Here is a 20665-nt window from a genome sequence, read left to right on the forward strand (position 1 = left end):
ACCTCTTAATCCTTATTTAAACCAACCTACTACTTTTTTACTTATATTTTTTACAGTATTAACCCCTTCGTTAACAAGATCTTTTGTTTTATCTGTTATACTTTTTGGTGGATTTCCTCTCTTAAGATTTACTAAACTACTTACAACTATTCCTGTTCCAGCTCCAACCACTGTACCAATTGGAGGGAAAAATGCAGATCCAATTGTTGCACCTGTTGCTGCAGCTCCCGCACCAAAAGCGCTATCTACCAATGTACCAACTACAACCTTTTGTGTATCTCCTTTGTAAGTTTTATAATTATCCACTGCACTGATTCCTACACCAAGTGGCCCTAGTCCTTTCCCCATAACTTTCATACTTTTTCCTAATGAATTCATACCTTTAGTACTTTCCTTAAAACTTTCTGCAGCATTTTTATAGGCTATTTTAGGATTTTTCCAACTTGGTAATGATTCAATTGTCTTTTTGGTTGCTTTATATTTTTTTCCCGCTAATTCATCACCAAATGTGGTTGCCAATTTTAAAGTTTTCTTGGATAGGGATAATTTATTGAACTGTCTATATTTATCTAATCCGAATAATTTATCGTACTCTCGAAGCATTGCAAGTTTTCCGCGTTCTTTTCCGTATGCCTCTAAACTATCTTTCAAAACTTTATAATTATCTTCAGTAAAAGCCTTTGTTTTAAATCCCCCTAAATGATGCATAAATTCTTTCGTTTTGAATTTATATAAAGTAGTTGAAAGTAAGTTATTAAATGCTCGATATTGTTCCTTTGTAAAAGCATGTACACCTCTATTTTTTAAAATTTTCCGAGATTTTGGGTCAAGCTTGTAATAGACATATAGTTGTGCAGCAGCAGTCATCAGTGTATTTGCCTTATTAATATTTTTTAGTACTTTAGCAAAAGATTTACTTCCAGCCACCATTGCAATTAACATAGTAGCCAACTCAAATTCTCCATTTTGATCCACTTTTCCAAAGTCTTTTGGATTTAGTTGAGGAAGTTTACTTGATCCTGTTACACTATTTGCGGCGTATTCTGCAATTTTCTTCATCACATTTTCCACTTCTTGCTTTGTGTTTTGGACAATGTTTAGTGCCTTTTGGTCAAAATGTTGAAAATTCTCATTTACTTCCGTAACATGCTTTTTTGAATAACCTACATTGTTATTAAAGGACGAAATTGAAGGTACTTGTAAGGCTATAATATCTGATACACTCGTTATGATTTGCTCACCCTCATGGTGTGTATCTGTAACGTCTTTTTTAAATGTTTTCATATCATTGTTTAAGTCAAGCAAGTAATCTTTTGTTATGATTGCACTTGAAGAATGATCTACCATTTGTTGAAAGGTTGTAATAATCTGAGAATAGTTTTTCTTTAAATGTAGAGCCGTTTGTTGTAAATCTTCTATTGTATGACCATGAACAACTTGAAAATATTTTTTTGTTGAAGTTGCTGCTTCACCTTGAAATGAATGTAATTTGCTAATATTATTAGTTTTTTGTTTTATTGTATCTAGTTTAGCAGTGATATTTTTCACGTTATTGTTTAACTCTAATTGAAGATCTAGCAATTCTTCCATCGCTACCTTCATGATTTTCAACTCCTAGCATGTTATTTTTTTATAAGATTTGCTAGTTGTTCATCTTGTTGTACCATAGAATCCCCTATTGCTTGCAGCTTGTTTAAATCTGTCTCAAGTAATTTGTTATATAAAGTTAATGCATTTTGAAAATCCTTTATAACGTTTAGCTGTTCTTTTATGCTCTTTAAATCTGTATCTTTTAATGTAAAATTTATCGCTTTAACTCCCTCTAAATCAGTTCTAGCCGTTTTTGCATGGCTAACCATTGAGTTAAAAACCGATTGATTTATAGAAACTTCCCCCATGTACCATCACCTTTCCTTTGCTTTTTCAATAGAATGATTGAGGCTTGAAATACTAGATTGTAAAGAGGCGATTTCCGAATAACAAAGATTTAACTGATTGGTCAATCGATCAATTTCATCTTCCATTTTATTTTCGACTCCCTTTAAATCACGGATATAATCACTCAAAGATTGTTCAATGTTATGAACTAAATTTTCATACTTATTTTTAGTGATACCTTTCCAAAGAGTTGTATCTATAGTATTATTTTGAATTTTTCTTTTATAGTTATTACTTTCATGTATGACTTCGGTTAGTTGTGCTTTTGCAGATTTAAGTCGTTCGATTTTGCCACTTAAAATAGTAATTTGCTGTCTCTTTTGCGCTATTTGTCCTTGCAAAGCAGATTTTCTACTAATTAGTTCCGCTTTATCCAAATTCACACCTACTTTCAAAATGGTTATATGTATTATTTTCCAACATTTACACTTCCTGAATCAAGAGTTTTCCAAATAACAGAACTTTTGTCATGTATTTACCAATTAAAATATTCCTATATTTTTCGATTTACATAAGTAATTTACCTTATTCATTATTATGGATTGCCGTTTTATTCAAATATTGATTTGAGAAATAAGTAGGATTTTCAAACGCGATTACTACTATTATTTAAATTCACCTTCAACGAATAATCTTCAAGTAACCTGCATCGTTAATAAAAAAGCGTCTTCATTTAATCGGATTACAGAAGTTCCCTATATTTATCTATAAATGTAAAAAAGATAAGCTGTTTAGAGAAACTTATATCTTTTTTATGACGATTGTAGAAATAGATTGTAGAAATGAGCATTTTATGGCAAGCTAGAGGGGAAATAGAATCAATTGGAGGAAAGAAGATGGAACAAATTCCAAATTGTCCACAATGCCAATCGACATATACTTATGAAGATGGATCATTATTCGTTTGCCCAGAATGCGCACACGAATGGACAGCACATGAGCAACAAGAAGCAGAAGAGGCGAGCATTATTCGCGATAGCGTAGGCAATCCTTTAACAGAAGGAGACACCGTAACCGTTGTGAAAGATTTAAACGTCAAAGGTGCAACGTCAAATATTAAAGTAGGAACGAAAGTAAAAAATATCCGTTTTGTTGATGTAGATGGACACGATGTAGAAGGTAAAGCTGATGGATTTGGCGCCCTTTATATCAAGTCAATATATGTAAAAAAACTGTAATTTTACCATAAAAAGGTTCAACTTCAAAAAGAATGGCATGAATATATAAGAAAGATAACTTGCGAGAGGTGCTTGTTAGGATTGTTTCCAAACAACTGCTTTTTATAGAGTGATCTTTTGCCAATATTGAAAAAGAAAAGCATCTCCAAAGAATCGTTACAAATTTCTTTGAAGATGCTATTTCTTTTGTTTTAGGCTCTTTTTAATTTCCCTGGAAATTTTTGAACTGTTGCGAACGTTAGTTTTACATTTCTTTATAGCTTTATCCTATCCGACTTCGGAAAGCGCCTGTCTGTAGCGGAACATCAAAATCTGAATATGGAAAAGTAATTGTTTTGAAACGTTCTTATTTAAAATCGAAAATAGACTTATGTTACTGATTCATTTAAGTTCGAAATATGCAGCTGAGTTAGAATTTCTTCTATCAATGGATCTAATGGATTTAATATTCCTTCATTCGTACTTTTCCCCGCTTCTACCATTGACAACTGAGCAAGAGCTAAGTAATCTGGATGATTGCTTTTAAGTTCAGTTAATTTCTTAACAACTATTTCATTATGTACATCAATATTTCCATCCATTAAATACCCAAATGCCTTAGGTATCAATTTAATACTATAGTTATTTGATTTATTGTTTTGATGTAAGTAATGATTAAGTCTTTTGGTTGTTCCATCAACCGTTTCATGATTGGTAAAAATCAGTGTTCTTGGCGAAGGTAACTGTGAAAAAGCTTTGAAAAATGGTTCGTCAATTTTGATGATAGGTATACTCCACTTACTTGCATCATCTAATATGGCAATATAATTTGTACATGTGATAACAATGGCATCTACTTCACTTGCTGCTATCCAATCAATTTGTTCCAATACCTTTCTCTTTGCTTCTTCATGTGTGAGGTTTGGATCATTTTTTATCCGTATCATCAAACCAGGATCTACAAAATGATGTAGAGCAATTGGATACTCTTCAAGAGCTTTTTCAAGATAGTTAATATTTGAATAATGTGCGTGTAAACATCCTAGTGTTTTCATTCCTTTTTCCCCTACTTAACACTCTTTTCTTCAAAAGCATTTAAGAAATCTGTAATTTGCTGAAAATGATGCAAATCATGTTCAATTAAACCCTCAAAATATTCTCCCAATGCCAAATTACTTTTACCGATTTTGAAAGCTTGATTAAATACTTCATTTGACAAATCATTAAGGATTCTTAATAATTTCCATCTTTCATCTATGAATTCTTGAATAACATCCGCTTTCAGCTTTTCTTTACTCTCAGATGCCGCTATCGTATTCATTTCATGTACATTTGGACTTGTCACCTTTTTATTTTTAATGAATAAATTCGGTAGTCTTATATCTGTAAGAAATCTATCCCATGAGATTAAATGCCCTATGATTTCACAAGTAGACCACTTTCCCTCGACAATTGGCGTAAACCATTGAATTTCTGATAAATCTCTTAAACCTTCAACATATTGAATTGATGTTTTATAATGATGCAGCATTTTCTCTTTCGAATTGATTTCAATTATCCCCCTTTCTGATTAATTGTTTTGATGGAGTTTTAACTTTATTGCACGCTTATTGTATTAACCTCTTTTTTGAAAAATCGCTGTTAGCAATCCTTCAACCCCAAAAACAGGTTCATCTTCATTCACTTTCCGCATTTTTCGAATTTCAATACAATCGAAATCATGAAATATTCCTTTTAATTTATCTTCAGTAAATCCTAGACCCCCTTGCAGGCTTTTCACTCGATACACTTCCCAATCGGAAATATCCGATCCACCTAGTGGTCCATTTTCAATAAAACAATTTAATGCAAAGTATCCACCTTGTTTTAGAGATTTTTTTATCAGATGAATATAGTCCATTCTTCTATGTGGAGCTATATGGTGGAAGCATCCTGAGTCATATATCAATTCATATTTGGATTCTTCAGCATTCAATTCAAAAATATTTTGATTGATAAAATTGATTTCTAGATTTCTTTCCATTGCTCTTTCAGTTGCCCATTTTATGGATTGTTCTGATAGGTCTACTGCATCCACTTTATAACCATTTTCAGCTAGGAAAATTGCATTTCTCCCAGGGCCACATCCTAAATCTAATGCTTTTCCGGCGTTTAGATATCCAAGCTTAAAATAACTAACTAAGTTTTCATCCGGTTTATTTTCAAAGAATGGGATGTTTCTTTCACGGTTAGAGTAAAATTCATTCCAAAATGTTTCAGAATCACGTAAAGAACAATCTAGCATCTTTTTTAGATCTTCATCATTTGTAATATCTTTTTTTATTCCATTCATATTATGTTGTTCTTTTTTAGAAGATAAAGCCTCTTCAAGAATAATTGACGCAATTTCATGATCTTCTATTACATATGGGACTTCTGAAGGTTCGACCCAAATACGAGTTTCTGCTTCGTTTTCTCTTAAAAATGAATCACAGGCTTTAATATCCATTCTATAAAAAGCTTGATAACCAACAATTGGGTATTTTCCATGAATATCAAAAAACGGATTTCCTTTGTGATTGACTTCTATTACGCCTAAATAAGTAATATCCCCTTTGACATATGCTTCTTCATAGACTTCTCGATGAAGTGCTTCTTCTGGTGATTCGCCTTTTTCAATATGACCCCCAGGGTAGTTAAATCCTCTATCTTTAATTTTTGAGAGTAATACTTTATTATTTTCAATACAAATTGCGTGAACACTTGTAACGATATCTTTTTTTTGCAATTGATAATTTGGCAACCAGGTTAAATTTACTTTTTGACTTCCCCAATCAACAGTTATTGTTTTCATCCTAAATACCTCACAGGAAGAGACTTTTCTAATACTTTATTTTTTAAAGTTACCCGGTAAGCTCCTGCATTCGGTCTTGAATTAACGATTTCCTTAATTTCTTGATTAATATAGTGAATAGCTACACCATCATCAACTGCTACACCTGTTTTAATCATATTTGTTCCAATAAGATGTTGATAAGACGGTCTTCTATTCATTTCTCCGTTATAGTGAGGACAATAACTCCCCTTTAGAAACCCTAAACATTGTATGGGTTCAAGTCTCTCTCCGAAAGAATCCGTTAATCCATCCTCAAACCAACAAATTGCTCCAGCGCTAATTCCTGCTAAAATAATTCCATTATTCCACGCTTTTCTTAAAACCTTGTCTAAGCCCCACTCTTTCCATAAAGCTAGTAAATTCTTTGTATTTCCTCCTCCAACATAAATAATATTTTTCTCTAGTAGGTAAGTTTCTAAATCTCTGGTTGGTGGATTAAATAAAGACAAATGAGAAGGATCACAATCTTGTGTTCTAAAAAAGTCATAAAATCCTTTAATATAGTTTTCTGCATCTCCACTTGCTGTTGGCAGAAAACAAATTTTAGGATTCTCTTTTTGGGATTGGCTTAATATGTATTGATCGAGTAAAGGATTTTCCGGCTCCATCGAAAATCCACCTCCGCCTAAAGCAATAATTTGTTTCATATTTCTCCCCCCTAATATGATTTCATAAATAGTAACTCATCACGATTAATTCGCCCTTTTTCCCCATAGTACGTACGCCTTCATCGATAAAGCCACTTTTTTTATAAAGAGATTGTGCAGCGCTATTTGCTACATTAACAGCTAATACGATTTCATCAACGTTAGAAAATTCATTTTTGACAAACTGTGGCAATTGCTCTAAAGATTTCTTCGCATACCCTTGTCCTTGATGTCTTGCGTCTGTTGAGAAAGCACGTAATAAAATAGCCTTGTTATTTTGACTATAGTCTTTTACTCCTTCATTTCTATGTAACACGAAGAAAGTTACTAGCTGTTCTTGCTCAATAGCTAATATTGAGCAACGATCAGTATCCTTCTTAGATAATTCGATGCATTCTGTTGGAGCTCCTGTAAAATTCAGCTGTTCTTCAGTTAATTTGTAATTTTCAATCAATTGATAATATTGATCTGTATATATCGTAAGTTCCATGTAAATCACCCTCAATTTTTATTGTACTTTTTGTACTATATATAATAAATTTTCAAATAGTCTATACTTCTAATTTCAACATATTAAAAAAATTCATATAACCCATTATTGAAATAAGTAAATTCTTTATCCTGAATTTTATTTCGTGTATACCCTTTGTAAAATGCCTCTTTTTCTTGTTCTGTAAATTTTCTTATTGCAAGTGCTTCATCATATCGTGGATCACCGATTGTCATAAATGCAACATCGATAAAAGCAATCACTTTATCGTTATAAACCATTACATTATCTGTTGTGCAATCACCATGAATCCTTACTTGTTTAACAAGTTTTGGACGATTATTATTGAGCTTTTCTAAAAGTTCAAGAGAACCATCACATAATCCATTTTCAGCATAAATTTTTGCTTGTTGCAATTGTGAATCTAACCATTCTTTTTGTATCTTTTGATTTGCAATTGGTTGTTTGTGTAACTGACATAAAAATGTACCAAAGCTTTCGATCAATTGGAATTTTTCTTCATCATTTTCTGCTAAAATTATTGCCTGCGTTAGATTGATACCAGGTATTTTAGACATAAGTAAATATGCACGCTCTTTGTCTTCGAAAAATCCAATAAACTGAGGAACTACATTCTTATAGCTATCTTGAGCCATCTCTAATATGTTTGCTTCTTTTCTAAGCCATTCTTTGTATTTTGGCTCTTCGCATACTTTCAAAATATATTCACCTTCAACATCCCTAACTTGAAATACCGTTGAAGTCCATCCTTGCTGTGAACCTTTCGTTATTTCAAATGGAAGTCTTAAATATTTTTCTAATATTTTATTTAAAATAGTCATATATTCTCCTAACTTAGCTAGCAATTCTCGCTTTCTAGAAAAGATTTTTTCGGACTCTTAATCTAATACATATTTAACTAATAAAGTTAAATATACCAATAATTCATACAATTACATTATCATACTTAAAGAAAAACAAAAAGACTTAGCAAACTATTGCTTGCCAAGTCAATCAGAGTTCTTAGAAACCATATTTATAGTTAGGCTTTAGCACGATCAAATACTACGCGTCCAGCAACAACGGTCTTCACTGCTTTTGATTTAAGTATGTCTTCAGATGATCCTTCAAACAAGTCACGGTCAAATATAGAAAAGTCAGCAACGTAACCAGGTTTAATAAGTCCACGCTCATGTTCTTTACAGATTGCTTGAGCACTGCCGACTGTGTACATTCGAATAGCTTCGAAACGTGTCAGTTTTTGTTCTGGAATATAGCCATTACACTCCTCACTTGGCTTTTTCCGTTCTACAGCTGCATAAATCGTTAGGAGTGGATTGATATCTTCAATCGGAGCATCTGTTCCTGCTGCACACATGACACCACTATTTAATAGTGTTTTCCAAGAATAAACATAATCTAATCGCTTCTCACCCAAGCGCTTTATAATCCAAGGAAAATCAGATGATACAAAGGCTGGTTGAGCATCTACAACAACGGGTAATTTGGTAATCCTACTAATTAAATCTTCACGTAATACAGATACATGGATTAAGCGATCACGTTTCCCCTTTGGTACTGGGTATTTTTCGATAGCATTCAAAATTTGTTCAGCTCCAGCATCTCCAATCATATGAACAGCAATTGCTGCTCCATATTTGCGTGCAAGCTTTACTAAATTTTCGAGCTCTTCATCCGAATGAATTAAAAGGCCGCTATTTTCAGGGTTATCTGCATATGGTTCTGAAAGTGCTGCTGTAGAACCTCCTAATGAACCATCAGTAAAAATTTTCATTGCACCTGGTTCGATGAAGGGCTCATCATACTCTACATTTGCTTCTATCATTTCTTTGAAAACAGCATTATGACGCAATAAATTTACTCTGAAATGATGATTTTCGCCAATTACACGACGAAAAGCAGTAAATGGATTGATAAATTCTCCGAAATAATGCATATCCTCAGTGTGACCACCCGTTAAACCAAGTGACAACATTTGATTGACAGCAAGATTAAGTTCCGAAGTCAGCATATCAATATATGCTTCCCCTTCTCTTGGGATGGCCGCAGTAACGAGTTCTGCTGCATTTTCATATAACAGTCCATTTAATTTACCATCTCTGCCTCTTCCAATATCTCCTCCTGCCGGTGATTCGCTTATTTCAGAGATCCCACCTGCTTCAAGAGCTGCTGTGTTACACAATACAACGTGATGACAGACTCTTTTTAAGAGAATCGGTTCCTTACGAATCGCATCAAGCTCGTCCTTAGTAGGAATTCGTTTATCTGCAAAGTTATTTTCATTCCACCCATCAGCAAATAACCATTTATCCTCTGGAATGGATTGTGATATCTCTTTCACCATTTCTAACATTTCTTCAGCAGAGTTTGCTTTTGATAAATCCAGCCAAATCAATTTTTCACCTTGAAAAATCATATGGAGATGACTATCCACGAATCCTGGATACATTATCGCACCCTGTAAATTAATTTGTTCATCTGCCTGACCCTTTAATTCTTCAAATAATCCTACGGCTAAAATTTTCTCTTTTTCAACTAGAACAGCTTCAACGATTTCATTTTCTTGTTCCATAGTATAAATGGTTCCGCCATACCAAAGTTGTTTCATTTTTCAATTCACTCCATTTTTTCTAATTATTCAAAATTCTATAGTTGGATATATTATCTTATTTTGATTGTTTTTTGGCAACGATTGCATGTTTATATTTTTTTGAACTATTCGTTCTCTTTCAATTTGATGAAGAAAATACTTATCATGCACTACTCTAGCTACTTTGTACATTAATAAAAAATACAAAAAACCCACTCCATTGTAATTCACAAAAGGAGTGGGTAAATTATATCTTTATTCTCCGCGTAATGCGTCGATTTTTTCTGGCATAAATTTTTCAGAACGGAACATTTCAATTTCGTATGCATATGGTGCTTTTTTGTTTTTAGCATCTGTGCCAACCCACGGTGTTTCAAGGATTTTCGGAATTCCTGTGAAAGCATCATGATGTACGATTCGATTTAATGCATCAAAACCAATATGGCCGAAGCCGATATTTTCATGACGGTCTTTTGCAGCACCACAGACATTTTTGCTGTCATTAATGTGAAGTACTTTAATACGTTCAACTCCAATGACTTTATCAAATTTCTCTAAAACACCATCAAAATCATTGATAATGTCATAGCCTGCATCATGTGTATGGCAAGTATCATAACATATAGATAGGCGTTCATTGTTTGTAACACCATCAATAATTTTGGCTAGTTCTTCGAATGTACGTCCACATTCTGAACCCTTACCAGCCATCGTTTCTAAAGCAATTTGAACTGGGTAATCAGCAGATAAGACTTCATTCAAGCCTTCAATAATTTTCGCGATTCCCACATCTGCACCAGCACCAACATGAGCTCCTGGGTGTAATACGATTTGCGTTGCACCAATTGCCGAAGTACGTTCGATTTCTTTTTGCAAGAAGTCCACACCAAGCGCAAATACTTCAGGTTTGGTAGTGTTCGCAAGATTAATGATGTACGGAGCATGAACGACGATATTCGATAAACCGTGTTGTTGCATATGCAGAAGTCCTGCCTCGATGTTCAATTCTTCTAAAGGTTTACGACGAGTATTCTGAGGGGCTCCTGTATATATCATAAAGGTAGAAGCACCATAAGAAGCAGCTTCCTCACTCGAAGCAAGGAGCATTTTCTTACCACTCATCGATACATGAGAACCAATTAACATATGGGTTTATCCTCCTTTTAGCGTTGGCGGCGGCGTTTTTTACGTTCTTTCTTCTTAATTTCTTCCATTTCCCAACGCATATTGCGCTTGTATCCTGGTTTTACTTTTTTCGGCTTACGTACTTTTGATTTTGCAATACGGTCGATTTCATCTGATTTTTTCTCACGTTTTTCACGTGAATGGCGTTCTTTCATTTCAACGATTTCGCCATTTTTGAGGTCTTTTGCGACAAATGGAATACCCATTTTTTCTACGCGTGCAATTGCATCTTCATCAGAAGGTTCGAAAATTGTAATCGCAACACCCTTATTACCCGCACGTGCAGTACGACCAACACGGTGAACGAAAAATTCAAGGTCTTGTGGTAATTCGTAGTTAATAACATGGCTAACCCCTGGAATATCAATACCACGAGCAGCTAAGTCTGTTGCAACGATGTATTGGAATTCTAAGTCGCGAATTTGTTTCATCATTTTTTTACGATCACGTGGTGTTAAATCACCATGGATACGTCCAACACGATGTCCATTATTTGATAGGAAATCAGCAACATAATCAGCTTGTTTACGTGTATTCGTAAAAATAATTGCTAAGTAAGGATTAATAGCATGCATTACTTCTAATAGCTTACTGTTTTTCGATTTACTACGAGTAGGGATTAAATAGAAATCTAAGTTTTCCGCTACTGGTTTTTTATCATCCATATGTACATGGATTGGTGATGTCATATATTTTTTCAAGAAAGGTTGTAAGCTTTCTGGAATTGTTGCTGAGAACACATACATTTCAAGATTTTCAGGCATTTGCGATGCAAATTGATCAATATCTTCGATAAAGCCCATGTCAAATGCAAGATCTGCCTCATCTATAACGAGCATTGAAGCTGTATGCACAAGTAACGCTTGTTCTTTAACTAAATCACGAATTCGTCCCGGTGTACCAACGACAATTTGTGGTTGTGTTTTTAGTTTGTCGATAGAACGTTGCTTGTCAGTTCCTCCGATAAATAATTTTGACTGAATATCTGTTCCTTCAATTAACTTTTGAAGTTCGATATTAATTTGTGATGCAAGCTCACGAGTAGGAGCAGCAATAACAGCTTGTACCTCTTGTTTATCTTGACGGATTCGTTCAACGATTGGGATTAAGAAACTGTGTGTTTTCCCTGTACCTGTGTGGGCTTGGCCGATTGCACTTTTACCTTTGAGGATGAGTGGAATCATTTCTTTTTGAATCGGGGTTGGCTCTGTAAAGCCTAATTTCTCTATAGCCTCTCGTAAAAAGGGCTGGAAATTATAATCTGTATATTTGGACATATATTGTCCCTCCTAACTTACTACATTCATTGTAACACGATTCGTACATTAAGTAGACCATTTGCATATGATATCTATTAATAGAACATTCGTCAATTCCTCGTGACGTTTTTTCCTAAATTGCTTTATCTCGCATTACAGGTAATACGGCCTTGTTTCAAGTCTTTAGTAAAAAAATCGAGGAAAATGATGTGAAATCATTTATTTAAAAGGACAGAATTGTTCAACTAATAATCCTAGATAGGATGCCCTTCACCTGTGTGAAGTCATACTTAATTAGATTATTTTTACAAAATGAAAGGAGAATCTTATGGTTTACCAATCCTATTTCCCTTATGGTAACTCTTACCAAGGAAGTTTTAATCCATATCCTATGCAACAAATGATGCGTCCGATGCCTTTTCCTTCACCAGGAAGATTTGGTAATTTTGCTGGTCCCCCTCAAGATATTCCTAGGGGTCCAGGTAATTTTGCTGGTCCTACTCAAGCTATTCCTAGAGGTCCAGGTAATTTTGCTGGTCCTGCTCAAGCTATTCCTAGAGGTCCAGGTAATTTTGCTGGTCCTGCTCAAGCTATTCCTAGAGGTTCAGGTAATTTTACTGGTCCCGCTCAGGCTATTCCGAGGGGCCCAGGTAATTTTGCCGGTCCCGCTCAAGCTATTCCGAGGGGCCCAGGTAATTTTGCTGGTCCCACTCAAGCTATTCCTAGAGGTCCAGGTAATTTTGCAAGTGCGGCTCAATCGCTTGCAAGGGGTATAAATAATTTTAATAGTGCTGGAAGAGTCGCTGACGCAGCAGGGAACGCGGCTGGTTCTGCAAGAGCATTTGCTAGAGGTGCTGGTTTTGGCGGTGCGGCAAGAGCGGCTAATGCAGCAGGTAATATGGCTGGTGCGGCGGAAGCTGTAAATGCGGCTGGTGGTGCCGGAAACGCCTTTGGCTTCGCTAAAATAGAACAATATTTAAATACTGCTGATCAATTATTTAATACTGCACAGAAATTTACTCCAATGGTAAAGCAATTCACACCTATGTTCCAAAATCTCCCTGCACTTTACCGAATGTATAAAGGCTTTCAGTCAATACCTAATGCAAACACAAACTCACCTGCTGATCCTTCTCAGGATGGAGGAAGACAATCAAGAGGTCCATTTAAATTTAAATTTGGCAGAAATAGAACACAGCAACAACCACAGCAACAGCAACCAAAACCACAAGCATTTACACAACAAACTCGGCCTTCGAAACCTCGCATATTCCAACCTCCTTTCTAACAAACTAAACGATTATTTTGTATTCAAATAAGGAGTCCGTTATAATAAACGTAGCGAGCATTGAAAGGAGTTCGAATCATGGAAGTCATAAAAATCACACCACGAGGTTACTGCTACGGCGTTGTTGATGCAATGGTCATCGCACGCAATGCGGCCTTAGACAAAACATTACCAAGACCAATCTATATTCTTGGTATGATTGTTCACAACAAACACGTAACCGATGCATTCGAACAAGATGGCATCATCACATTAGACGGTAAAAACCGCTTAGATATTTTAAAAAATGTAGATAAAGGTACAGTCATTTTCACCGCTCATGGTGTTTCACCTGAAGTTCGTGAATTAGCACGTAAAAAAGGATTAATTGCAATAGATGCAACCTGTCCTGATGTGACAGTAACGCATGATTTAATTGAAGAAAAGTCTGCACAAGGCTACGATATTATTTATATCGGTAAAAAAGGGCATCCGGAGCCAGAGGGTGCTATTGGTGTTGCTCCAGGGCATGTTCATCTTGTGCAAAGTATTGAAGACATTGATCACTTGCAACTTCAACGTGATAAACTACTTGTTACAAATCAAACAACCATGAGCCAATGGGACGTTTCTCATTTAATGGATCGTTTAGAAGAAAAATTCCCAAATATTGAAGTTCATAAAGAAATCTGTTTAGCAACTCAAGTTCGACAAGAAGCAGTTGCAAATCAAGCTGGTGATGCTGATTTACTTATCGTTGTCGGAGATCCAAAAAGTAATAACTCTAACCGTTTAACGCAAGTCTCTGAAGAAATCGCACACACGACATCTCATCGTATCGCAGATTTATCTGAGCTGAAATTAGAATGGCTTGATGGAATTGAAAAAGTCGGTGTAACTGCTGGTGCTTCAACGCCAACACCAATTGTTAAAGAGGTTATCAAATTTTTAGAACAGTTTGATCCAAATGATCCATCCACCCACGATTTATCTCGTACTGTTACTTTAGAAAAGATTTTACCTAAGATAAAACAACCAAAACCAGTTGAGAAAATCTTACCTTATAATTTAACAGAAAAATAGAATATAACTTTGCATTTTCTTAAACAAATAAAAAGTGAAAAATAACAAGAGCGTCTAATTGGTTCAAACTAATTAGACGCTCTTTTTACATGTATATTAGATAAATTGGAATGGTTCTGTTGAAAGTTTTGAAGGAATAAACGTGCAATCAATTTTTCGCTCAGCACAAAGGAACGTCATTTTTTCTGTTACGCCAACTTTCATTATGCTTTCTACATGATGACCTGGATCAACTATATGTAATCCCATACTTTCAGCATCTTGAGCGACATGAAAATACATATCTCCTGTTACAAATACATCAGCACCTGCTCTTTTTGCAGCGTAGATGTATTTATTTCCATCACCACCAAGTACAGCTATTTTTGAAACTTTCGAATTTATATCACCCACAACTCGAACCTTTGGTGCATTTAAAGATGTCTTTACATGCTCTGCGAATTCTTTTAAAGTCATAGTGTTTACTGTACCAATTCGTCCTAAACCCATTTCTTTTGCAGGTGTTTCTAGTGCAAATAAATCAAATGCAGGTTCTTCATATGGATGATGATTAAGCATGGAGCGCAACACTTTATTTTTATTTGATTCTGCAACAATTACCTCTATTTTCACTTCTGGCTCTGTATGCAACTTACCAATTTCTCCAGTAAACGGTTGTGCTCCTTCTAATGCTCTAAATCTCCCTTTCCCAGAAATAGTATAACTACATGAATCATAGTCACCTATTTGTCCAGCACCAGCACCTGCTAAAACTTGGCGTAACTCATCTGCATGGTCTTCAGGAACGAAAACTGCTAGCTTATACATTTTTTCAGAAAAAGTTGGTACAAGTACTTCACAATTTTTCAATTGCAATGCTTCTGCTAGAAGGTCATTTACCCCACCTTCTGCAACATCCAAATTTGTATGTGCAGCATAGACAGCGATATCATTTTTGATACATTTTTCAAGTAGTTGACCCTGTGGAGAATCCGTACGTAGATTTGCCAGTTTTCGAAAGATAGGTGGATGATGAGCAATGATTAATTCGCAATTATTTTCAATTGCTTCATCTACAACAGCTTCATTTACATCTAAAGTGACTAATACTTTTGAAACTGGTTTATTTAAAGTACCAATTGCTAAGCCAATAGGATCTCCATCCATTGCCGCAATTTTCTTCGGAGACCAGGATTCAAAAATCTGGATAATCTGTTGTCCATTTGTTTGCTTCAAATTATAGAACCTCCTTAACCATTTCAATACGATGATGCAATTCTTCCACCTTTTTGATAATTTCATCCGATTGTTCTGCTTTTTCGAGTGCTTTTAAAACATGCTGCCATTGTGTTATTTCACGGTTCCATTTTTCTTTGAATACATCATTTTGTTGTTGCATTAATACGGGACCTAGTAAAAGTTGACTTTCGGTTAGCGATTCTTTGCCAAGTTCAAGTACTAATACTTCATAAATTTTGTCGTCTTCTTTTAAGATTGCTTCATCAATGATTTTCCAGTTATGTTGTATTGCCCATTCACGAATAGCTATCGCATGAATATTCGGTTGTAATATTAATCGTTCTACGCCTGTTAATCGTTCTGGATCTTTTTCTAAAATAGATGAAATTAATGGTCCACCCATTCCTGCGATTGTGATAGCAGTTACATGGTCTTCTTTTTCTATTGCTTGTAGCCCATTCGCTAGACGTACTGTAATTTGCTTTTGTAATCCTTCTTGTTGTACTTCATGACATGCTGATTCATAAGGTCCCTTTACCACTTCACCAGCAATTGCACCTGTTACAAGGTTATTTAAAACTAGATAGCATGGTAAGTATGCGTGATCGCTACCTATATCAGCGACAATTGCATTTCGTGGTACAAATGACGCCACTTTTTCAAGGCGCTTTGATAATTTTTGTGCATTCATAGATTCGTGCACTCCTTCCTTGTAGTATTGTATCGAAAATTGATGTTTTTTCATAGAAAATTGATGTTTTCCAACACATGATTTACATTTATGGTTCTGCGTATATTATCGGGAATTGATTGAAGTATTCTAACGAATCTGTTCAGGTGAATACCCCCTCCCTTCCTCTATCTGCCGATCGATTGCCGAACCTTCGCTTTCGAAATCTTTGCTCCTGCATCGCTTGGCTAGCTTCGTCGCAGAAAACTCCTTTTGCAGAGTAAAAGAATTTTCGCTCTCTGCAGGTTCTCGGCATTCGTTTTTCCTGCAGAATATCGGGGTAATTCACCTCCACTTTTCTACTTCAGCTCTCTCAAATTGTGTGATAATCACAATTTGTATAGACTCAAAAAGTGATCAGTTTCTAAACCATATTCACATCAATTGGGCACAGAAAAACCCTTATCCAATCGAGGATAAGGGTTTGGAAAATATATAAGAATTAATTATTTTAATTCAGAGATATATTTAGCCATAGCGTCAAGTTCAGCACCTGAAACTAGTCCAGCAGGCATTCCGCCTTTACCTTTAGTAAGGATTTCTTTAGCTTGAGCTTCAGATAAACCTGTACCATGTAAGTTTGGACCTACATTACCTTTAAGGTTATCACCGTGACAAGAGATACATTTTTGTTTTGCAATAGCTTCTGGATCTGCAGCACCTGCTGTTTCACCTTTACCAGCTGTTTGTTCAGTTTTTGCTTCTTTTCCGCCTTTTGCGATTTCGGCTTTTTTATCTGCTCCGTCAATAGACATGAAGAAGATTAAACCTAAACCGAATGCCATGATTAAAATATACGGAATAATAGGATTCTTTTTCATCAAATTACCTCCCTCATAAGTTCAATCTATTTCTATAAATAGAATCAGTCAACACTTAATATTGTACTTCATTACTGGAAAAACGAAAAGACCTTCAGTACAAGTTTTCGCTTTTTTGTGTCAAATTTGACACATTCGGTACATTAACACCTAATTTGTCTAACTATTGCCATTCTATTGACTTTAGAGGCACCTTCTCCAATTTCCAACAAATTTTCACCCCTTAAGTACCCCCTCATTATTTACCAAGATTAGAGATTAACATCTCTATCTCAATTTTGTCATTGAGGCCACTTTCGTAAATGATTTTTCTTGGGATTATTCCTAGTTTAAATCCTTGATCTTCTATACCCAATAAATACTTTTTTGGAACTTGCACATCCTGTAAATAAGTTCTGTGCTTGTGCTTGCCTTTGTTATATAGACTTTACTTCCAGTAATTTTCTATACATCATTTTCAATTTTTGTCGTAGTTACATTCCCTCCGGCATCAGAACCTTCGTTAGGCTCTGTTAAACCAAATGGACCTTAAGAACCTCCTGTACAAATAGGTGTTAGGAATTTTTTTATGTTCTTAATAATTGGAGTGGAGCACCTCCCAATTTAATAATGAGCAGTATCGTAATTCCTGTCGATACACAAGTTCAACTTAATTCTTCTGTAATGATTGCAAAACTAATTGTGATTACACCTGCCTCACTATAAGTTTCTTCAAAATGCAATTCCATTATTCCCATTTCACCTAAATGTTCAAAATTTCTTTTTGGAAACTGCTTCGTACGAACTCTTTCAACTGTTCGAGGTGCTACTTCTTCATCAACGAATTCTTTCATCATCTGCAACATTTTTTGCTTATCCTCAGAACTAAATTCAACTAAATCTCTCTAATTGAATTTGCTTTCAAAAAACTATATAAATTAATTTCGTTTCAAAATAAAAAAAGAAGCTATTTTTATCAATAGCTTCCAATAGAATCAGTTTCATAAATCTAATTTCAATTATTAAATACGAACATTTCAAACATTAAATTTCCAATGTTCAGATTGGAAGTTTCGCTACAGATGGTGCTTTCCACGGATTTGGCTTCAGTCTCCTCGATGAAGTCTGCATCGCGTAGCACACTTCGACTTAGTAGCACGACTTTGAGTGCACTGAATAAGTAAAAACAAATAAAATTCACAATAAAATCTTGGATAGCTATCTTTGTTGATGTGAAATTAGCGAAGACTCCTGCGGGAATGCAAGCCAGACGATACCCCACAGCGAGATTTTCTTTGCGACGAAGCTAGCGAAGCGATGCAGGAGCACTAGCGAGGAGGCTCAACGCTCGCCCGCGGAAAGCGAAGCTAATTCCACATCATAAGAAACCAGATTAATACTATTAATATTTGTATTGAAACACTTTTTCAGGACTCTTACTGCGTTCATGCAGGGCTTTCAACTCAAGCTTGAAATTCGAATGCATTTTCGAGGAATCGACGTCTTCGCTCCACAATGAAAAAAATTGGATAGCATTAAATGTTCGTATATTTTTTATGAAATTTGCATAATGAAATCGACTCAATAAAATATCATATAAAAAATTATTATCAATAATCCGACTACTCCTGAAATTTTAAAATAAATCAAATTCAACAACTTACCAAAAATCAACCATAATAGACAATTTCCGACAAGTACTCCATAAAGTATGGACATTTTAACATCTGAAAAAAGATTAACGAATTTAATAGAGACACTTAAGATTAACAATGCTACTGTTGCATAGGAAAAGGTAGTTATAATTGTTTTATTGTTTGTATATTTAAAAATAAATATTAAGATACCGATAATTGCACTAATGCTTAATATCACTGGTATAAGAACAAATGGTGCTTTTAATACAAATAATGTAATTATTAAAACAGCGGTAGCAATAGATGAAAGTAGTATTTTCCAATTATTTCTTGTGGAAGCTAATATGGAATTTGTAGCGCTGACTTCCAATCTTGTTTGATCCTTTACTTCTTCACCCTGAGAATATAATGTTATAAGAAAATCACAATAGTGTTCAGGTAATAGTTTGTTTTTTTTCCAGAATAAGATTTCATTTAGGATTACTTCTTTCTTTTGACTGTTCATTTAAATACCCCCAGCTTCAGAAACCGTTTTCACCCATAATTTTACCTTATTCAATTAAAAAAGACACCCCTTTTCGGGGTGTCCTTTTTCCTATTCTAAAAAGTCTTTTAATCGTTTACTACGAGAAGGGTGGCGCAATTTTCTTAGAGCTTTCGCTTCAATTTGGCGAATACGTTCTCTTGTCACACCAAATACTTTTCCTACCTCTTCAAGAGTACGAGTACGTCCATCATCTAAACCAAAACGTAAACGAAGTACATTTTCTTCACGATCTGTTAAAGTATCTAGGACATCTTCTAATTGTTCTTTTAAAAGTTCATAAGCTGCATGATCTGATGGTGATTGTGCTTCTGAGTCTTCGATGAAATCGCCTAAGTGCGAATCATCTTCCTCACCAATAGGCGTTTCCAATGAAACGGGTTCTTGAGCAATTTTAAGGATTTCTCTAACTTTTTCTGGAGCTAAATCCATTTCTTCACCGATTTCTTCAGGAGTTGGTTCGCGACCTAAATCTTGAAGTAATTGACGTTGAACACGAATTAACTTATTGATTGTTTCAACCATATGAACGGGAATACGAATCGTACGAGCTTGGTCTGCGATCGCACGAGTTATCGCTTGACGAATCCACCAAGTAGCATATGTTGAGAATTTGAACCCTTTGCGGTAATCAAATTTTTCAACAGCCTTAATAAGCCCCATATTACCTTCTTGAATTAAATCAAGGAATAGCATACCACGTCCTACGTAACGTTTTGCAATACTTACTACCAGACGTAAGTTTGCTTCAGCTAAACGTTTACGGGCTTCATCGTCACCTTGTTCAATTCGTTCAGCAAGTGCAATTTCTTCCTTTGCACTTAATAAATCAACACGACCGATTTCTTTTAGATACATACGAACCGGGTCATTTATTTTGACGCCTGGTGGAACACTTAAATCATTCAAGTCAAACGTTTCATCTTCCTTACCTTTAAGTAGGCGATCCAAATTTTCTTCATCGCCATCTTTGCCACCTAATTCAATACCATTAGATTCAAGTTTTTCAATGAATTCTTCCACTGCGTCAGCTTCCATTTCATAGGTTTGCAATTTATCAGCAATTTCCGCATATGATAATTCACCGTTTTTCTTACCTATATCTAGTAAGAATTTTTTTGTTTCTTCTAATGTATGTTCAAGTTCTACTTCTTTTACTTCATTTTCTTCGTTTGAACGTTTTGACTGGTCCGCCACAGGTGTTTCCTCCTTCTAACAATCACT

The 20665-nt window shown here is 35.1% G+C and carries 20 protein-coding genes and 2 pseudogenes; 3 read left to right on the plus strand and 19 right to left on the minus strand.

The window, feature by feature from the left end; all coding sequences use genetic code 11:
* Nucleotides 1–12: 12 nt before the first annotated feature.
* Genes ABE048_RS08870 through ABE048_RS08880 form a run of 3 tightly spaced genes read right to left on the minus strand, consistent with a single transcriptional unit; the run spans nt 13 to nt 2315 of the window.
* Nucleotides 13–1602: a T7SS effector LXG polymorphic toxin gene (locus tag ABE048_RS08870; protein ID WP_430310711.1), complete on the minus strand. Its 1590-nt coding sequence runs from the start codon at nt 1600–1602 to the stop codon at nt 13–15.
* Nucleotides 1603–1622: 20 nt separating this feature from the next.
* The gene (locus ABE048_RS08875) at nt 1623–1898 is read right to left on the minus strand and encodes a TIGR04197 family type VII secretion effector (protein ID WP_430310713.1); all 276 of its coding nucleotides are present in this window, start codon (nt 1896–1898) and stop codon (nt 1623–1625) included.
* A 6-nt stretch (nt 1899–1904) separates the two neighbouring features.
* Nucleotides 1905–2315 carry a DUF5082 domain-containing protein gene (locus ABE048_RS08880; protein ID WP_430310714.1) on the minus strand — a complete coding sequence of 137 codons (411 nt, stop codon included), beginning with the start codon at nt 2313–2315 and terminating at the stop codon, nt 1905–1907.
* A 459-nt stretch (nt 2316–2774) separates the two neighbouring features.
* Here ABE048_RS08880 and ABE048_RS08885 point away from each other — a divergent pair, with 459 nt between their 5' ends.
* On the plus strand, nt 2775–3116 hold the full coding sequence (locus ABE048_RS08885; RefSeq protein WP_430310716.1) for a zinc ribbon domain-containing protein YjdM: 342 nt from the start codon (nt 2775–2777) through the stop codon (nt 3114–3116).
* A 368-nt stretch (nt 3117–3484) separates the two neighbouring features.
* Here the strand turns inward: ABE048_RS08885 and ABE048_RS08890 are convergent, their stop codons facing one another.
* From ABE048_RS08890 to ABE048_RS08935, 10 genes and pseudogenes are all read right to left on the minus strand, one after another.
* Nucleotides 3485–4150: a hypothetical protein gene (locus ABE048_RS08890; RefSeq protein WP_430310718.1), complete on the minus strand. Its 666-nt coding sequence runs from the start codon at nt 4148–4150 to the stop codon at nt 3485–3487.
* A gap of 11 nt (nt 4151–4161) precedes the next feature.
* Nucleotides 4162–4626, minus strand: a complete 465-nt coding sequence (locus ABE048_RS08895; protein WP_430310719.1) for a DinB family protein — start codon at nt 4624–4626, stop codon at nt 4162–4164.
* Nucleotides 4627–4710: 84 nt separating this feature from the next.
* Entirely contained in the window at nt 4711–5418 is a 708-nt protein-coding gene (locus ABE048_RS08900; protein ID WP_430310763.1) for a class I SAM-dependent methyltransferase, read from the minus strand.
* A gap of 99 nt (nt 5419–5517) precedes the next feature.
* Nucleotides 5518–5928 (minus strand): annotated as a pseudogene (locus tag ABE048_RS08905) (NUDIX hydrolase); the annotation flags it as partial.
* Nucleotides 5925–6617 (minus strand): Type 1 glutamine amidotransferase-like domain-containing protein, encoded by a 693-nt coding sequence (locus ABE048_RS08910; RefSeq protein ID WP_430310721.1) that lies wholly within the window; start codon nt 6615–6617, stop codon nt 5925–5927. The pseudogene ABE048_RS08905 and the gene ABE048_RS08910, both read right to left, overlap by 4 nt.
* A gap of 22 nt (nt 6618–6639) precedes the next feature.
* Nucleotides 6640–7107 (minus strand): GNAT family N-acetyltransferase, encoded by a 468-nt coding sequence (locus ABE048_RS08915; RefSeq protein WP_430310722.1) that lies wholly within the window; start codon nt 7105–7107, stop codon nt 6640–6642.
* A gap of 83 nt (nt 7108–7190) precedes the next feature.
* Nucleotides 7191–7949 (minus strand): aminoglycoside phosphotransferase family protein, encoded by a 759-nt coding sequence (locus ABE048_RS08920; protein ID WP_430310724.1) that lies wholly within the window; start codon nt 7947–7949, stop codon nt 7191–7193.
* Between the two features lie 200 nt (nt 7950–8149).
* On the minus strand, nt 8150–9736 hold the full coding sequence (locus ABE048_RS08925) for an amidohydrolase (RefSeq protein ID WP_430310726.1): 1587 nt from the start codon (nt 9734–9736) through the stop codon (nt 8150–8152).
* Between the two features lie 237 nt (nt 9737–9973).
* Nucleotides 9974–10864, minus strand: coding sequence for a deoxyribonuclease IV (locus ABE048_RS08930; protein WP_430310727.1), 891 nt, complete (start codon nt 10862–10864; stop codon nt 9974–9976).
* A gap of 17 nt (nt 10865–10881) precedes the next feature.
* Nucleotides 10882–12180, minus strand: coding sequence for a DEAD/DEAH box helicase (locus ABE048_RS08935; RefSeq protein ID WP_430310729.1), 1299 nt, complete (start codon nt 12178–12180; stop codon nt 10882–10884).
* Between the two features lie 310 nt (nt 12181–12490).
* Between ABE048_RS08935 and vrrA the strand changes: the two genes are divergently transcribed.
* Nucleotides 12491–13450 (plus strand): VrrA/YqfQ family protein, encoded by a 960-nt coding sequence (vrrA, locus tag ABE048_RS08940; protein ID WP_430310731.1) that lies wholly within the window; start codon nt 12491–12493, stop codon nt 13448–13450.
* A gap of 78 nt (nt 13451–13528) precedes the next feature.
* Nucleotides 13529–14512: a 4-hydroxy-3-methylbut-2-enyl diphosphate reductase gene (locus ABE048_RS08945; RefSeq protein ID WP_430310733.1), complete on the plus strand. Its 984-nt coding sequence runs from the start codon at nt 13529–13531 to the stop codon at nt 14510–14512.
* A gap of 96 nt (nt 14513–14608) precedes the next feature.
* Here the strand turns inward: ABE048_RS08945 and ABE048_RS08950 are convergent, their stop codons facing one another.
* The 6 genes and pseudogenes from ABE048_RS08950 to rpoD all read right to left on the minus strand — a co-directional run bounded on the left by ABE048_RS08950 (nt 14609) and on the right by rpoD (nt 20638).
* On the minus strand, nt 14609–15727 hold the full coding sequence (locus ABE048_RS08950) for a Nif3-like dinuclear metal center hexameric protein (protein ID WP_430310735.1): 1119 nt from the start codon (nt 15725–15727) through the stop codon (nt 14609–14611).
* 1 nt (nt 15728) lies between these two features.
* Nucleotides 15729–16421 (minus strand): tRNA (adenine(22)-N(1))-methyltransferase, encoded by a 693-nt coding sequence (locus tag ABE048_RS08955; RefSeq protein ID WP_430310737.1) that lies wholly within the window; start codon nt 16419–16421, stop codon nt 15729–15731.
* A 485-nt stretch (nt 16422–16906) separates the two neighbouring features.
* Nucleotides 16907–17281 (minus strand): cytochrome c550, encoded by a 375-nt coding sequence (cccA, locus tag ABE048_RS08960; protein ID WP_430310739.1) that lies wholly within the window; start codon nt 17279–17281, stop codon nt 16907–16909.
* Between the two features lie 644 nt (nt 17282–17925).
* Nucleotides 17926–18132 (minus strand): annotated as a pseudogene (locus ABE048_RS08965) (acyl-CoA dehydrogenase family protein); the annotation flags it as partial.
* Between the two features lie 709 nt (nt 18133–18841).
* Entirely contained in the window at nt 18842–19402 is a 561-nt protein-coding gene (locus ABE048_RS08970) for a hypothetical protein (RefSeq protein WP_430310741.1), read from the minus strand.
* A 90-nt stretch (nt 19403–19492) separates the two neighbouring features.
* Nucleotides 19493–20638 (minus strand): RNA polymerase sigma factor RpoD, encoded by a 1146-nt coding sequence (rpoD, locus tag ABE048_RS08975; RefSeq protein WP_430310743.1) that lies wholly within the window; start codon nt 20636–20638, stop codon nt 19493–19495.
* Nucleotides 20639–20665: the final 27 nt, after the last annotated feature.

It is taken from the genome of Rummeliibacillus pycnus, assembly GCF_050459865.1.
In the GTDB taxonomy this organism is placed as follows: Bacteria; Bacillota; Bacilli; order Bacillales_A; family Planococcaceae; genus Rummeliibacillus; species Rummeliibacillus pycnus_B.